The organism is Muriicola sp. (assembly GCF_041567615.1).
Taxonomy (GTDB): domain Bacteria; phylum Bacteroidota; class Bacteroidia; order Flavobacteriales; family Flavobacteriaceae; genus Muriicola.
Genome location: NZ_JBFGBM010000042.1, coordinates 1 through 15349 on the forward strand (window position 1 = coordinate 1; position 15349 = coordinate 15349).

The 15349-nt window shown below is 48.7% G+C and carries 18 protein-coding genes; 10 read left to right on the plus strand and 8 right to left on the minus strand.

Going from position 1 to position 15349, the window contains the following annotated elements; all coding sequences use genetic code 11:
• Positions 1–837 (plus strand): peptidase dimerization domain-containing protein (locus ABYP73_RS04535; protein WP_372973576.1); only part of this gene is annotated, 837 nt, incomplete at its 5' end.
• 51 nt (positions 838–888) lie between these two features.
• Here ABYP73_RS04535 and ABYP73_RS04540 read toward each other — a convergent pair.
• Together ABYP73_RS04540 and ABYP73_RS04545 are read right to left on the minus strand one after the other, a co-directional pair.
• Positions 889–3438 (minus strand): phosphoenolpyruvate carboxylase, encoded by a 2550-nt coding sequence (locus ABYP73_RS04540; RefSeq protein ID WP_372944659.1) that lies wholly within the window; start codon positions 3436–3438, stop codon positions 889–891.
• 270 nt (positions 3439–3708) lie between these two features.
• Positions 3709–4362 (minus strand): uracil-DNA glycosylase family protein, encoded by a 654-nt coding sequence (locus ABYP73_RS04545; protein WP_372944658.1) that lies wholly within the window; start codon positions 4360–4362, stop codon positions 3709–3711.
• 114 nt (positions 4363–4476) lie between these two features.
• Here ABYP73_RS04545 and ABYP73_RS04550 point away from each other — a divergent pair, with 114 nt between their 5' ends.
• A complete protein-coding gene (locus ABYP73_RS04550; protein ID WP_188369498.1) occupies positions 4477–4605 on the plus strand; it encodes a 30S ribosomal protein THX in 129 nt (42 codons plus the stop codon).
• Here the strand turns inward: ABYP73_RS04550 and ABYP73_RS04555 are convergent.
• The 4 genes from ABYP73_RS04555 to ABYP73_RS04570 all read right to left on the minus strand — a co-directional run bounded on the left by ABYP73_RS04555 (position 4602) and on the right by ABYP73_RS04570 (position 7489).
• Positions 4602–4967, minus strand: a complete 366-nt coding sequence (locus ABYP73_RS04555) for a hypothetical protein (protein WP_372944657.1) — start codon at positions 4965–4967, stop codon at positions 4602–4604. The two genes, ABYP73_RS04550 and ABYP73_RS04555, sit on opposite strands and share 4 nt — an antisense overlap.
• Positions 4968–5016: 49 nt before the next feature.
• On the minus strand, positions 5017–5778 hold the full coding sequence (gene yaaA, locus ABYP73_RS04560) for a peroxide stress protein YaaA (protein WP_372944656.1): 762 nt from the start codon (positions 5776–5778) through the stop codon (positions 5017–5019).
• A 93-nt stretch (positions 5779–5871) separates the two neighbouring features.
• A complete protein-coding gene (locus tag ABYP73_RS04565) occupies positions 5872–6912 on the minus strand; it encodes an RluA family pseudouridine synthase (RefSeq protein ID WP_372973577.1) in 1041 nt (346 codons plus the stop codon).
• Positions 6902–7489 carry a PASTA domain-containing protein gene (locus ABYP73_RS04570; RefSeq protein WP_372946210.1) on the minus strand — a complete coding sequence of 196 codons (588 nt, stop codon included), beginning with the start codon at positions 7487–7489 and terminating at the stop codon, positions 6902–6904. Before ABYP73_RS04570 ends, ABYP73_RS04565 begins: the two co-directional genes overlap by 11 nt.
• 110 nt (positions 7490–7599) lie before the next feature.
• Between ABYP73_RS04570 and ABYP73_RS04575 the strand changes: the two genes are divergently transcribed.
• From ABYP73_RS04575 to ABYP73_RS04590, 4 genes are all read left to right on the plus strand, one after another.
• Positions 7600–8580, plus strand: a complete 981-nt coding sequence (locus tag ABYP73_RS04575) for a D-alanine--D-alanine ligase (RefSeq protein ID WP_372973578.1) — start codon at positions 7600–7602, stop codon at positions 8578–8580.
• 26 nt (positions 8581–8606) lie between these two features.
• Entirely contained in the window at positions 8607–9059 is a 453-nt protein-coding gene (coaD, locus tag ABYP73_RS04580) for a pantetheine-phosphate adenylyltransferase (RefSeq protein WP_372973579.1), read from the plus strand.
• A 148-nt stretch (positions 9060–9207) separates the two neighbouring features.
• Complete coding sequence (locus tag ABYP73_RS04585) at positions 9208–11862, plus strand: PAS domain S-box protein (RefSeq protein ID WP_372973580.1); 2655 nt, start codon at positions 9208–9210, stop codon at positions 11860–11862.
• Positions 11849–12253: a two-component system response regulator gene (locus ABYP73_RS04590; protein ID WP_372945552.1), complete on the plus strand. Its 405-nt coding sequence runs from the start codon at positions 11849–11851 to the stop codon at positions 12251–12253. Before ABYP73_RS04585 ends, ABYP73_RS04590 begins: the two co-directional genes overlap by 14 nt.
• On the opposite strand, the gene ABYP73_RS04595 is transcribed toward ABYP73_RS04590, so the two are convergent.
• A complete protein-coding gene (locus ABYP73_RS04595) occupies positions 12250–12849 on the minus strand; it encodes an NUDIX hydrolase (protein WP_372945551.1) in 600 nt (199 codons plus the stop codon). The two genes, ABYP73_RS04590 and ABYP73_RS04595, sit on opposite strands and share 4 nt — an antisense overlap.
• Before the next feature lie 7 nt (positions 12850–12856).
• Between ABYP73_RS04595 and pyrE the strand changes: the two genes are divergently transcribed.
• Together pyrE and ABYP73_RS04605 are read left to right on the plus strand one after the other, a co-directional pair.
• Positions 12857–13498, plus strand: a complete 642-nt coding sequence (gene pyrE / locus ABYP73_RS04600; protein WP_372945550.1) for an orotate phosphoribosyltransferase — start codon at positions 12857–12859, stop codon at positions 13496–13498.
• Between the two features lie 4 nt (positions 13499–13502).
• Positions 13503–13895 (plus strand): SRPBCC family protein, encoded by a 393-nt coding sequence (locus ABYP73_RS04605; RefSeq protein ID WP_372945549.1) that lies wholly within the window; start codon positions 13503–13505, stop codon positions 13893–13895.
• A 15-nt stretch (positions 13896–13910) separates the two neighbouring features.
• Here ABYP73_RS04605 and ABYP73_RS04610 read toward each other — a convergent pair whose 3' ends face one another.
• The gene (locus ABYP73_RS04610; RefSeq protein WP_372945548.1) at positions 13911–14636 is read right to left on the minus strand and encodes a biotin--[acetyl-CoA-carboxylase] ligase; all 726 of its coding nucleotides are present in this window, start codon (positions 14634–14636) and stop codon (positions 13911–13913) included.
• 96 nt (positions 14637–14732) lie between these two features.
• On the opposite strand from ABYP73_RS04610, the gene rsfS reads away from it, so the two are divergent.
• On the plus strand, positions 14733–15110 hold the full coding sequence (rsfS, locus tag ABYP73_RS04615) for a ribosome silencing factor (protein WP_188369510.1): 378 nt from the start codon (positions 14733–14735) through the stop codon (positions 15108–15110).
• A 3-nt stretch (positions 15111–15113) separates the two neighbouring features.
• A partial coding sequence (locus ABYP73_RS04620) for an ATP-dependent metallopeptidase FtsH/Yme1/Tma family protein (protein WP_372973581.1) occupies positions 15114–15349 on the plus strand: 236 nt, incomplete at its 3' end.

A 15349-nucleotide genomic window follows, 5' to 3' on the forward strand; every position in this document is an offset into this window, starting at 1 on the left:
GGTAAGCCCACCGTGGTTTACGGCTGCAGGGGGATCACCTCCCTCAGCATCACCACCTATGGCCCTGAATACCCTCAGCACAGCGGGCACTATGGCAACTACGCCCCCAATCCGGGACTGCAGCTGGCCCAGCTGCTGGCTGGGATGAAGGACGAGCAGGGCCGGGTCACCATTCCCGGGTTTTATGACGGTATTTCGATGGATGAGGCTACTCTGAAGGTTCTGAAAAGCGTACCGGAAGACAGTGAGAAGATCAATGAATATCTAGGGATCAACACCCCGGACAGGGTGGGACAATTCTACCAGGAATCCCTCCAGTACCCTTCCTTGAATATCCGTGGCCTGGGATCTGCCTGGATAGGAGAAAAGGCAAGGACCATCGTCCCAGCTACAGCAACCGCAGAACTGGATATAAGGCTGGTCCCCGAATCAGATGGCACAAGGCTTAAGAAGCTCGTGCGGACCTATATCGAAGGGCAGGGGTATCACGTGATCGATTCCATCCCGAGGAGGGAGCTGAGACTGACCCATCCCCGCATCGCTACACTCAGGGAAGGTTCCGTCACCGACGCCTTCAGGACAGACCTCGACAATGCCTATGGGAATTTTATTGTTAAGACGATGGGAAGTGCCTTCGGGGAACCGGTAGTGCAGATCAGGATCATGGGCGGAACAGTGCCCATTGCCCCCTTTATCAATGAGCTCAAAATCCCGGCCTTTATCGTGCCTATGGTCAACCCGGATAACAACCAGCACAGTCCTAATGAAAACCTGAGGATAGGTCAGATCGACTACGGCATCAGGGTCTTCTACCACCTGCTGGGCAGTCAGATGTAACCGTGAGATTGCTCCTGGAAACAGCGTTCAGTTCCGGTCCCTTACCATCCTTTAGGCCGAATTCCTGCTCGCATTGATATTGCCGTAAAGCGATCGGGTCACGATCTTTTCATAGACCTCTTTGTATGCGTCTTCCCCTTCCGCTATCCTGGCCAGGGCATATTGCTGGATAACGAGGAGAGGCAAGACGATGTTTTCCCGGATTTTAATGGATTCCCTGGAGATCGATTCGTCCTGCATGAGGATTTTGAACCCGCTGATCTTCAGCAGCATGCGCTTGGAGAGCTCAAATTCTTCGTGCAGCAGTTCCCAGAATTCCCCGAATTCAGGATCTTCCTTCATGTAGGCAGTGAGTTCAAAATAGCATTTAGACAGGGCCATCATGCTGTTCAGCATCAGGGCCTCAAAAAATGGGACCTCCCTGTACAATTTCTTGAGATCCTTTAGTTTTCCTTTTTCCACCAGGGTATTAAGGGCTGTGCCAATCCCGTAATAGCCGGGGACGTTTTGTTTGAGCTGGCTCCAGGAGCCTACAAAGGAAATGGCGCGGAGATCCGTGAGTTCGAGCTTGGCCTTTTGCCCCCTTTTCCCCGGACGGCTGCCGATATTAGCCCGGGTATAGTACTTCAGCGTGCTCTTATGCTCCAGGTAGGGGATAAATTTAGGATGCTGTTTCAGGGCATCGTATTTCTCAAAACTCAATTGGGAGAGTTCCTCTATCAGTTTGCGGGAAGAGGCGGTGATCACGTTTTCCTTCCCGAAGAGGTTGTTGGACAGTCCGGCAGTGAGGAGTTGCTCTGAGTTATGGATAAACTGCTCCTTGGTCCCGTAGGTACTGGTGATGGTCTGCCCCTGAATCGTCAGCTGGATCTCATTGTTGGCAATCTCGCGGGTCTGAGCCGCATAGAACCTGTGGGTTTTGCCCCCTCCCCTGGCCGGAGGACCTCCCCTGCCGTCAAAAAAGATAGCCTTATACCCGTGTTTTGAACACACTTTTGAAAGCGATTCCTTGGTCTTGAAGATAGACCAGTTGGCCCGCAGGTAACCCCCATCCTTGGTGCCGTCAGAAAAGCCCAGCATCATCGTCTGTTTCAGATCCCTTCTTTTTAGGTGAGCCTTGTACTCCGGGAGGGAGAAGAGGGTGGTCATGATCTTTTCGGACCGGTCCATCCCTTTCATGGTCTCGAAAAGGGGCACGATATCAAAGGAGATATCCTCAGGGTCATATCCGCACCATCGAAAGAGGGCATAAACGAAAAGGACGGAGAAAATATCCTCGGAATTGCTGATGATGTAGCGGTTGCAGCCCTCATCCCCGTTTTTGGCCTTGATGGAGCGAAGTTGTTTGATATTGCGAATCGTGTCCTTGTGAATCTCATCCTCAAAGTCGGCTTCATTCAGGGCGATTTTCTCCTTGAGCAGGATGCGTGTGAGATCTTTCTCCTTTAATTCCGTCAGGGAGGAGGAGATCTTGCCTGCCTTGACAAGAGCTTTCTCCACAAGCTGATAGTGTTTGCTGTGGTCCTGCCTGATATCGAGGATGGCGAAATGCGTCCTGAAGATCTTTACCTTATCGATCAGTTTCTCCAGTTCATTTCCGTAGAGATTCTTGTAATCGTGCTGTATGGTCTCCCGGATCTCTTCCAGAGGGGTGATGATCTCCTCATAACTCAGCGGCTTGTCCAGGTTGAACATGGCTACATACAGCTTATTCAGGAGAGTATTCAGGGGTTCATTCACTTCTTTGAAGGTGAGTTTCCTGCGCAGCGCTTTTAACTCGTTGTAATAACACTTCATGAGGGTCACACGGAGTTCATCAGCCACACTTCGTGTGATCTCTGCAGTAACATACGGGTTTCCATCCCGGTCGCCCCCGGGCCAGAATCCGAGTTTCAGGATGTTGTAATTCTCAAATTTCTCCTTGCGGATGTGGCGCTTGATATGGGCATACAAATCCCCCACAGCGTCGTAATAGATATGCCTCAGGATGTATATGATATTCCTGGCCTCCTCAAGGGGGGTGGGTTTCTTGGCATTGATCAGGGAGGTGAGCCCCAGTTGCTGCAAGACAAGGTCTATGTCATTGATCTTGTCATCCAGGATCAGCCTCCTCAGCTCATCGATGATATCCAGAACGGCCGGCGTATAGAATTGCGTGGGGTGTGCGGTGAGTACGATGCGGGCACTGAAATGCTCAAGTTGTCTTGAAATAGTGTTCCAGTTCTTGGATGTATCGACCATCTGGAAATAATCCCTGATCGTCCTGGAGGTACTGAATTCCTGTAATCTCGGGAATGCGGCATCCTCCACACTGTCATACAGGACCACCTGTCTTTCCACATATTGTATGATCTTGAACATGAAATCGATCCGCTCCTGTTCCGTGGGGAGTTGCGCATAATATTCAAAGAAGTGGTCCATGATCTCCCGGGGATTACGGCCCGAGCTCAGTCCCTGTTGACATTGCTGGAACAGGAGGGGGATCATCACCCCAATGTTCTCCATATTCTGATAGGGAAGGTTCAGGAAGAGGCTGTTGTAGACGTAGAACTTGTTGGTGACCAGCTTCTTGAACTCCTCTAAACGTTTTGTGTTTGGCATATTGGTTTGCTGTTAATCGATCAACCCTCATTTTCCCTGAGGATGTCACCCGGTAAAGGTCTGCAATAATCTGTTTTGAGCCGAGCTAAACCGAGCTAAATAACAAAATAACGCATCCTGACAACAAAACCAACAGCCTTCACAACACAAATTATATTTCTCGAACATCCCGTTCTATATTGCAGGTGTAATTCAAGAAAACAATTTTTCATTTTCACATAGTGTTCTCGTGAAAGGGCCCTGTTCAAAAAGCAGGGCTCTTTTTTTGATTCAGAAAAAGGGCCTGTACTGCATCACCCTGAAATCGAGGGTTGAGAATGATGGATCCTGAGCTTTTTTTTCCTTGTAAACCGACATACTGCCCACGGCCCTGTTGGCCGAACCGGAAGGCGCCGTAAGTGAAACCGTCCTCAGGGTTCTCTCCCCCAGTTGAAATTCATGAATCCTGGGAACCTCCTTAACAATCGGCCTAAGGAAAATTTCACGGGCTTTCAAGTACTTGCGGAAGAGATATTCGGGACCATTGAGACTGTTCCCCCCGGTGAAGAGAATCGTCTTTATGCCAGAATATTCCTCAAGGTACCCCAGCATATCCCGAAGTTCTATATCCTTCATCCCGAGATCGGAAGCGTCTATTTTCTCCCGCCTAGCCCGGGCCACCACGTCGCAGATAGCGATCCTTCGGTCTCTTAAAAACCGTTTGCGCTCTGCTACAGCCCTTTCCGTGGTTTCGAACGTAAGCCCGAGGTCGAAGATACGGTCTAGGATAGGCCAAAGCTGTCCGTCCCTGCTGCCATAGCAAAAATCGACGTCTCCCGGCAAGAGAGCCCCCGTGGTGAACCGGGGCGGGGGAAGCGTTCCGACGATCATCTTGGTGGCCTCGGGAAACAGGAAGGGCGGATAAGGATGTGTATGCAAAAACAAGGCAAAGGCTTTAGAGGAGACAAGGTACTCTTTATCCAATTCCGCTTCAAGTCGGATTTCGACTGAGTTTGCCCTTTAAGACCATATTGATTACCTTATGGAAAACTTTATACCATGGGAAAAGGAGATAAAAGCAGTAAGCGCGGCAAGATCGCCAATAAGTCTTATGGCGTAAGGAGGCGAAGAAAGATCAAGAAAAGACCTACTGTCGAGGAGAAGGTCAGCATCAAAGGGAAGACCTAGTCGATCACGAATTCCAGGACGACCTCCCCTTCCTCTGTAATATTGAGATCGTAGGTATAGAGGCCGATAGGCAATTCTTCCTCCCCAACAAAGTCGATGGGCTGCAGCACAAAGGTTTCCTCCCCTGAGGTGATCTCGATGTAATTGTAACGGTACGCCGATTCGTATTCCTGATACTCTGAAAAAGCATCCGACCCCACGTTCTCGTAGACGTGCTCCTCACTTTCCACCAGAACCCGGTCAAATAGCCTGGAACTCGAATTTTTTATTCGGATGTTGACGGAGATAAGATCGTCGTCCCTGTCCGAACAGGAAACTGACAGGACCATAAAAGAGACCAGAAGTAAGATGACTTTTCTCATGGGGATGCAGAATAGCGTTTAGTAGTTAAACGCAGACTTCCCCTAAATATTACCGAACAAAGACAGGCTGGTTGTCTTTCAGGGTGTGCTCCCTGCTGTACTGGTAGCCGTCTTCGGCAAACCCTTTGATCTCTTCCAACGTATTTGCGCCCGATTCTATGAGGTATCTCACCATGGACCCTCTGGCTTTTTTGGCAAAAAAGCTCAGGACCCGGAGTTTGTCGTTCTTCCAGTCCTTGAAGACAGGGGTAATGATTTCGGCTTTTAATTTTTTGGCATCCAGGGCCGAATAATACTCATTGCTGGCCAGGTTTACCAGGATTTCCCCATCCTCGATTTCCTCGTTCAGAGCCGAGGTAAGAGTAGTTTTCCAGAAATCGTACAGGTTTTTCCTGCGACCGATCTTTAAAGTGGTGCCCATCTCCAGGCGATACGGCTGTATCAGGTCCAGGGGCCTGAGTATCCCGTAGAGTCCGGACAGGATGCGAAGCTTCTCCTGTACTTCCTCCAGTTTATCCTCAGGCAGGGTATAGGCATCCAGACCCGCGTATACGTCGCCATTAAATGCGTACATGGCCTGCCTGGCATTTTCCGGAGTAAAGGGCAGGCTGAATTTCTGGTTGCGCTCCCAGTTGAGCTCTGCCAGCTGGGTGGATATATCCATAAGGTCCATCAGGGCTTTGGGCTTCTTTTTGACCAGGACCTTGTGGATCTTTTGGGTCTCCTCCAGAAAGGCTGGGATGGAATACTCCTGTGTCGGTAATTCGGTATCGAAGTCGAGCGATTTCGCCGGTGAGATGATGATTTTCATTACGCGCAATTTTATGCGAAAATAGAAAGGATTCTTCCAAAAAAGGAATCTCCTTCTTAGTTGTTTTCAATATTGATATTGAAGTGGCTTATACTACTGGCTGTGGCGGGCGTACTGCCTCCATTTGTCGATGCATGCCGTCATATCTTCCGGTATCTCGGAGTCGAATTGCATCCGTTTGCCACTCACGGGATGGTCAAACCCTAGGGTCTTTGCATGCAGGGCCTGCCTGGGCAGGATCTTGAAGCAGTTCTCCACAAATTGTTTGTACTTGGTGAAGGATGTCCCTTTCAGGATCTTTTCTCCCCCGTAGCGTTCATCGTTGAAAAGGGTGTGACCCAGGTGTTTCATATGCACCCTGATCTGGTGGGTACGTCCGGTTTCCAGTTCGCAATTTACTAAGGTTACATACCCGAGTCGTTCCAGGACGCGATAATGGGTAATCGCTTCCTTTCCCTGATCTCCTTCAGGGAAAACCTGCATTTGCAGCCGGTTCTTGGGGTTGCGGCCGATATGTCCTTCAACGGTGCCTTCGTCCTCCTCCACGCTGCCCCACACCAGGGCGACATATTGGCGGTCGCTGGTCTTTTCGTAGAACTGCCTGGCCAGATGGGCCATGGCTTCATCCGTCTTGGCGATCACCAGGAGTCCGGAAGTATCCTTGTCTATCCGGTGTACCAGTCCGGGCCTGCCACTCGAATTCTTCGGGAGGTCTTTGATGTGATGAGCCAGGGCGTTGAGGAGGGTACCGGAATAATTTCCATGACCCGGATGAACGACCATGCCCGCGGGTTTGTTCACAACGAGGAGCGCATCGTCCTCGTAAACGATATCCAGGGGAATGTCTTCGGGGGTGAGGAGGAATTCATAGGGGGGATGTTCAAAAAGTACACGCACCTCGTCCCCGGCCTTCACCCTGTAGTTTTGTTTGACGACTTTGTTGTTGACCCAGATATTCCCTCCTTTGGCGGCTTGCTGAATTTTATTCCGCGTCGCATTCTCAATGAAGTTCATCAGGAATTTATCGACCCTCAGGGGTTCCTGTCCTTTACCGGCGATATACCGATAATGTTCAAAGAGGTCGTCTTCCCCCGGGTCTGAGACCGAATTGGAATCTGGAAACTTACTGGGCATCGGCCTTGATCCTTGCCTGACCCGGAATGTTCCCATTCCCGCAGATCAGTTCTATCCTGGAAGTCTTGGGGAGTTTATCCCCCGGCTGGATGTTCTTGCCTTTAAACCTGGCATAGTAGACCATGTCCTTCCCCAGTTCATCGATATAGGTCACCCTTTCTACATCGAGCCCCACAGCCCGCAACATGGAGGTGGCATTACGCTGGGTCACCTGCACGATATTCGGTACGGTAACCTTCTTATAGCCTGAAGGATTGATAGTCACATAGATCTTTCTGTTCTCCTTTACAAAATTTCCGGCGGGAGGGTTTTGTTCTATGACAGAGAAACGGGGGTATTCCGGATCGTAATTGGCAGAGTCGAGCACTTCATACCTGAGGTCCGCCTTTTCGATGGCCTCCCTCATCTCCATGACCGACATTCTTTTGATATCGGGCACTTCAACCAGTTCGCCGTGGTGGGTAGAGACCTTCAGCCACTGCAGGGTCAGCCAGGAGATCACCAGAAGGGCCACGAGGGCAAGGCCGAGGTTGATCAGGAAGGTCTTGCTGCGGAGAAAACTCAAAAAATTCCTCATAAAGTTTAGGGTAACGCCAGGCAAAGATAGGAAACGGAATGCTTTTTTCTTTACTTTGACCGTGTTATAAAAACGGTTCCCGGCATGCAAAACAACCAATCAAGGCCTCTATGAAAGCGAATATCGCCATCATAATGGGAGGTTATTCCAGCGAGTATCAGATTTCCCTGCTCAGCGGTCAGAATGTATTTAAACACCTGGACCGGTCGAGATTCAATCCGTACCGGGTTGTCATATCTACGGAGAAATGGGTTTGCCTGGATGACAGGGATGAGGAATATCCGATAGACCGTTCCGATTTTACCGTTGAGATACAGGGGGAGAAGATCGAATTTCAATGCGTTTTCAATGCCGTCCACGGCACCCCCGGAGAAGACGGACTCATGCAGGCCTATTTGGAATTGGCGGGTATCCCCCAGACCTCATGCGACTACTATCAGGCTGCCCTGACCTTTAACAAGAGGGACCTTTTGAGCGTACTCAAACCTTATGGCATCAAGACCGCGGTATCCTTTTATCTCGACGCAGGGGATACTATTGATGAAGACAAGATCCTGGAAAAGGTAGGTCTCCCCTGCTTTGTGAAAGCCAACAGGGCGGGCAGCAGTTTCGGGATCACCAAGGTCAGGAAAAAGCAGGAACTTATAAAGGGTATAGAACACGCCTTTAAGGAGGATGACCAGATCATTATTGAATCCTTTCTCGACGGGACGGAAGTGTCTGTGGGAGTGATCACCTACAAAGGTGAGACCCTGGTATTGCCCATCACGGAGATCGTCAGTGAGAACGACTTCTTTGACTACGAGGCCAAGTACCAGGGGAAGTCCCAGGAGATCACACCAGCCAGGATCAGCCCGGAGGAAAAATCCAGGGTGGAAGAGGCCGCTCGACTCGCCTACGAGGTCCTTGGCATGAAGGGATATTCCCGCAGTGAATTCATCCTGATCGACGGAGTGCCCCATATGCTGGAGATGAATACCACTCCCGGGCTAACCGAACAGAGTATATTGCCTCAACAGGCCAGGGCTGCGGGCATTTCGCTTTCCGAATTATTCGCCAGCGCCGTGGACGAGGCCTTAAAGCAAAATTAAGTACCTTTGATCAAGTACCACGGACTATGAAACGCGCCATTTTTCCCGGTTCTTTCGATCCCATTACCATGGGTCATTACGACATCATCGAAAGGGGTATACAGCTTTTCGACGAGATCATTATTGCGATCGGAACCAATGCAGATAAATCCTATATGTTCACCGAAGAACAGAGAAAGGACTTTATCACCAGGGCATTTGACGGACATAAAAAAGTACAGGTGGATACGTACGAGGGACTGACCATCGATTTTTGCAAAAAAGTAAATGCCCAGTTTATCCTCAGAGGCTTGCGCAATCCGGCGGATTTCGAGTTCGAGAAAGCCATCGCGCACACTAACAGGAAATTATCGGGTATTGAAACGGTCTTTTTGCTTACTTCCTCAGGCAAGTCCTATATCAGTTCTTCCATCGTCCGTGACGTGATCCGCAACGGGGGCGACTACACCTCCCTGGTCCCGGATACCGTAAGGTTCTGAAACTCCATTTGATTCAAGGGCAAACCAATAGATTCGGGAATTTCTTTTTTGTAAGTTTTTTCTTACTTTAGTGTGGTATTTACCTACTTTCATTGAAAAAGTATACACACACAACGAGTTTAGGGGTATTCACAACAATCATTGAGGAATGTTGAATTATACGGATATTTTAGTAGGAAATTACGACAGAATGTTGCGTGGAACCCCTACAGTGACCTTTGACTACCTCGTAAAACAGTTGCCGACGGCAACTGCTTTCATTAATAAAAAATACGAAGTAGTCTATGTCTCTGACAGATGGATCAATGATTTTGACTTTACCCGGAAAGAGGTCATCGGCCGTAGTCTCAAAGGTATTTTTGGCAAAGTGACCCCTGAATGGGAAAAGGTCCTCAAAGATTGTCTCAAAGGGATTTCCCATGAAGTCAGCCTTCACCAGCAAACAGACGAATTAGGCAACCAAAGATGGTTTGAATGGACCAATACCCCCTGGTATGATGAAAAGGAAAATATCATCGGGGTCATCCTGCAGACCGAAGATGTCACCTATCGCATTCGCACGGAGATCCAGGCCAAAAAGCTTGAGAACCTCTTCGATACCAAGTCGGAGATTACCAATATTGGCAGTTGGGAATACGATGTGGAACGCAACCACCTGACCTGGTGTGAGATCACCAAGAAACTGCACGAGGTGGTTCCCACCTACGAACCCAATATAGACACGGCGATCAACTTTTACAAGGAAGGATACAGCAGAAATGCCATCGCCCTCGCTGTAGACAAGGCTATCCAGGAGGGTGTGCCCTATGAGGTAAATTGTCAGATCATCACCGCCAAGGGCAATGAGATCACAGTGATCACGACGGGCAAACCCATCTTTAAAAAAGGAAAATTAATCGGACTTATCGGTACCTTCCGAGATATCACCCCCAGCCTGGAGCACGAAAAGAAAGCCAAAAGACAGGAACGTCATTTTAAAGGCATCTTCAATTCTTCCTACCAGTTTACGGGTATCCTGGATACACAGGGCACCTTCCTGGAGGTGAACGAAACCGCCCTCACCTTCTCCGGTCTGAGCGAGGAAGAGGTCGTAGGAAAGAAATTCTGGGACGCCTACTGGTGGCCCATCCCCGATTACGTGAAGGATGGTCTGAAACAGGTGGTTAAGACCGCGGCAGAAGGGGAATTCATGAGGAGTGAGATCGTGGTACTGGACAAGGATAATAATCCGATCCCTGTTGATTTCAGCATTAAACCCATCTACGACGAGGACAAAAAAATCATCTCCCTGCTGGCCGAAGGACGGATGATCAAGGAAATGGTGGCGGCCAGGCATAAACTCAAGGAAAGTGAGCAAAAGTTCCGCGCACTTTACGAGCTATCCCCCATCAGCTATATCCTGAGCGACTTTGACACAGGTGAGATCCTCGATTTCAACACCTCCTTTGAACAGACTACAGGTTACACCCGAAAATCCCTGGGCACTCTCAAGGTACAGGACATCCTCGTTACCGGCTCCAAAACTCAGTTGCTGAGGATCAAGAAGGAAATAGAAACCAACCAGGCTTTCGGACCCGAAGAACAACAGTACATCAAAAAGGACGGGACTACGTTTCCGGTCCTGGTCAGCGGCTCTCTGGTGGGAAACAAAAAAGGGCGAAAATTACTTTGGTCCACAGCCCAGGATATTTCGGAAAGCAAACAGTCAGAAGCCCGATTACGGGCGGAGAAAAAACTTCTCAGGACTCTGATTGACAATCTTCCACTCAATGTTTTCATCAAGGACCTCGATTCTAACAAGGTTCTTGTCAACAAGGCTGAACTGGATTATGTAGGTCTGAAGGAGGAGGATGTTATCGGGAAAAATGACTACGACTTCTACGATGCGGAATCTGCCGAGATCTCGAGAAAAGAGGACATGGAAGTGATGCAGTCCATGAAGCCGATGCTGCGGAAGGAAACCATCAGTGTTAAAAAGGACGGAAGCATGACCTCCTTCCTGACTTCCAAGATCCCGTTAATGGACGAGGAAAAAAAGGTAAAAGGCCTGATTGGGATTAGTCTCGATATCACGGATCTCAAGCGGAAGGAGGAGGAGTTGCACGACCTGATCAATGTCACATCGGTCCAGAATAAGAAATTAGTCAACTTCGCACACATCGTGTCCCACAATCTCAGGTCACACACCGCCAACTTCTCCATGTTGCTCGATTTCCTGGTAAGCGAGACCGATGTGGAAGAGAAGAACAGGATCATCAAGATGCTGATGGAAGCTTCGGATAACCTGTTGGAGACCCTGGAGAACCTCAACGAGGTAGTGGCGATCAGCACCAACATCAACCTCGACAAGAAGCCGGTCAACCTCTTCGAAAAGATACGTGCCGTTGAACAGAACCTCGCTGCCTACCTCAAGAACAACAACGCCCTGATCATCAATGACGTGGACGAAGACCTGATAATTAAGGCCATACCCGCTTACGCGGAGAGCATTCTCATGAATTTCATCACCAATGCTATAAAGTACAGGGACCCCATGCGCAAACCGGTGGTCCGCCTGTGTGCAGAAAAGCAGGATGAGTACACCGTGCTGAGCATCAAGGATAACGGCCTGGGAATAGACCTGAAAGAACACGGGGAAAAACTTTTCGGGATGTATAAGACCTTCCACAAAAACCCGGAGGCTAGGGGGATTGGGCTGTATATCACTAAGAATCAGATCGAAGCCATGAACGGGAAGATCACGGTTGACAGTACCGTTGGGAAGGGAACGACTTTTAAAATATTCTTCAATGAGCAAAATTAAAAGCGTATGCATCATTGATGACGATCCCATCACTGTCTTTGGGATCAAAAAAATGCTGAGCATGCTCGATCTGGCAGAAGATATCAAGACCTATGTGAACGGAAAGGAAGCCATAGATGACATCAGCCGGATGGTCGAGAGCGGCGAGACCATCCCCCAGGTGATCTTCCTGGACATCAATATGCCCATTATGGACGGGTGGCAATTCCTGGAAAAATTCCTGGATCTGAACGTGGATGGCAAGGTCAGGATCAACATCGTTACCTCTTCCATAGACGCGTACGACAAAAAGCAATGGGAACGATTCAAAGGCCTGACGAGTCACCTCATCGACTTTAAGAACAAGCCGATCAGAAAGCATGACATCCTGGAGATCACCAGGGTGGCCTAGTGGAAATTATCGATCTCGAAGAGGCTTCGGATATTCGTGTAGGAGTTCTCCAGGGCTTTTTTGATCTTTTTAGGACCCTTCCATTTCACCTTCTCAATATTCTCGCTTTTTTGCCCCACGAGTTTTCCCTTGTACGAGGTTTTCATGGCATACCAGTGTACTTCCTTTAGGCCGTAGCTGCCTTTCCTTTTGAAGACGTGGTAGGTGGTTTTGAGAAAGTTCTCGATTTTGAGCCCTTTGACCCCTGTCTCTTCAGACACTTCCCTGATGGCGCATTCTTCAAGGGTCTCCCCTTTGTCTATCATTCCTTTAGGAAGGTCCCATTTGTCATTTCGGTATATAAAAAGGACTTTCCCTTCCTTGTTGGTGACCACACCCCCTGCAGCCACCTCAAGGGGGATCTTTTTGGTGAATTTCTTCAGGATTTCCTCGTGGTTGGGATGGTAGATATAGGCTGCGGGCAGCTTCTTTTTAGCAAGTGCGTCTATGGCCGTATTGATCGCTGTCCCATTCAGGGGAAAGTATTCTCCGTTAACGGTCTCCGATAATTTGTTAGTCAGTATCAGAGGAGCGTCATTAACAAAAACTTTATACATTTGTGCAATGATTTTGGATAAGCATACGGCCAGTAAAACGGCTGAACTCCTGTTGCAAATTAATGCAATTAAGTTGAGACCCGAAAATCCTTTCAAATGGGCCTCGGGCTGGAATTCGCCCATTTATTGTGACAACCGGATCCTGTTGTCATTTCCCGTGATTCGCAACTACATCAAGGAGGAGATGGCCAAACAGGTGGAGGAACTCTATGGAAAACCCGATGTTATTGCCGGGGTAGCTACAGGCGCCATAGGGATAGGGGTACTGGTGGCAGAATACCTGGGACTGCCTTTTATCTATGTCAGGCCGGAAGCCAAATCGCACGGAAGACAGAATCAGATCGAAGGTTTGCTGGAACCGGACCAGACCGTTGTGGTCATCGAAGACCTGATCAGTACGGGTAAGAGCAGTCTCAATGCCGTAGATGCCCTTTTGAAAGGCGGGGCCAGGGTCAAGGGGATGGTCGCCATTTTTACCTACGGATTTGATACTGCCCGACTCAATTTCGAGAAAAAAGAGGTGGAACTCCATACCCTGAGCGACTATGAAACCCTGGTGGAACTGGCCTCAGAGACCCATTATATCAAAGAAGAACAACTCAACACCCTCATGGAGTGGAGGAAAGACCCCTCTCTCTGGAAACCCTGATCCCATGCATTTAGAAACCCCCGCAAAGACCATCGCAAAGAGCAAGGAAGAAGTTTACAATTTTCTCACCGACTTGCAGAATTTTGAAAAACTGATGCCGGAATCTATCGACAAATTCGAGATCCTGGACGAGGACACCTTCCTCTTCGCCCTGAGCGGAATGCCTCAGATCGTTCTCAAGAGGAAGGAACAGATCCCGCATGAAAAAGTGGTCCTGGGTGCTGCCAGCGACAAACTTCCTTTTACCCTCAGTGCCCTGATCGAGGAAAAGAATGCGGGAACGAGCGAAGTAACCCTGAGTTTTGAGGGAGAGTTCAATGCCATGATGGCCATGATGATCAAAGGCCCTATAACTAATTTTATAGGCACCCTTTCAGAAAATCTTACCAAGATCTGACTACGTTCAACCTTTCTACAGATTGAAGGCGATCTCTTTTGTGCCGAAAGAGCGCTGATTTCCGTCGATTTCCAGGATCAGCTTTCCGTCTCGGGATACACCCCTGATCACTCCTTTCACCTCGTTCCCATCGACTTTGAACACGGCTTCCCTGTCCTTGAGGAAAAGGCAGGAATCGTAGGTTTCGCGCATCTCCTTCCCATCCGCACCCGATATACGATCAAGGCCATCTCTGAGGAAATTCAAAACGACATCCAGTACAGAATCCAGATCGTATTCCGTCCCCGTGATCTGGGAAAAGGAGGCTGCATGTGGTAAACCCCTGAAGGAATCCTGGTTGATATTGATCCCGATCCCGATCACGGCCTGTGTGATAGCATTACCCTTGATCGTATTTTCGATAAGGATGCCACAGATCTTTTTTTGACCTGACATTATGTCGTTAGGCCATTTGATGGACAAGTCGGGAATTCCAAGTTTGCCAAAAGCATTGAACAATGCCAGGGAAACGGCCTGGGAAATGAGAAACCCCCGGTTCACTTCCAGGGCCTCGAAACACTTCAACACGCTAAAGGTCAGGTTCTTACCAGGCTCAGAAATCCATTGAGCCCCTGCCTGCCCCCTACCCTTGAGTTGTGATTCCGTCACTAAAACGGTAAAGTCTTCCAGCGCAGTTTCGGCCAGCATCCTCTTTAAATGAAGATTGGTTGAATCCGTGGCACCGACTTTGATGATAATCATAAGAAATATCGTCCCTTGAGGCTCTACAATGTTATGTTAAATACTAGGGTCTAAAAAATAAAAAAATAATAACTTTGTATAAACTAAAACATTTGGATGCAGAAAGGAAAGGCTAGCGCAGATGAGCTAATCGCTTTAATATTACAAGGAATAGAAGAAGTTAAAGGGCTAGAAATCAATCTACTCGACCTCAGAGATATAGAAAATACTGTTTGCGACTACTTTGTCTTATGTAATGGCACCTCCAACACGCATGTCAATGCGATCGTAAATTCAATCCAAAAAACGGTTAGTAAAGGTATACAGGATAAACCCTGGCATGTGGAAGGTTCCGACAATGCCGAATGGGTGCTCTTGGATTACGTCAATGTCGTGGTACACGTGTTTCAGAAACAGGTACGCGAATTTTACGATATTGAGGGATTATGGGGCGATGCGAAGGTGACCATGGTAGAAAGCAGTTTTAATCAATAAAAAATGGCTAAGGAAAATAACAATAACACCCCTCAGAAAAGACCAAAATTCAGTTCGTGGTGGATCTACGGACTGATCGCGGTTTTGCTGATCGGATTTAATTTTTTTGGAAGCGGGGGCATGGGTACTACCCGTAAGACTACCACTTCCGAACTACAGCAATACCTCAGGGCGGGGGATATCGCCAAGATCCTGATCATCACGAACACGAATCAGGCCAAGGTATTCCTGACGGAAGA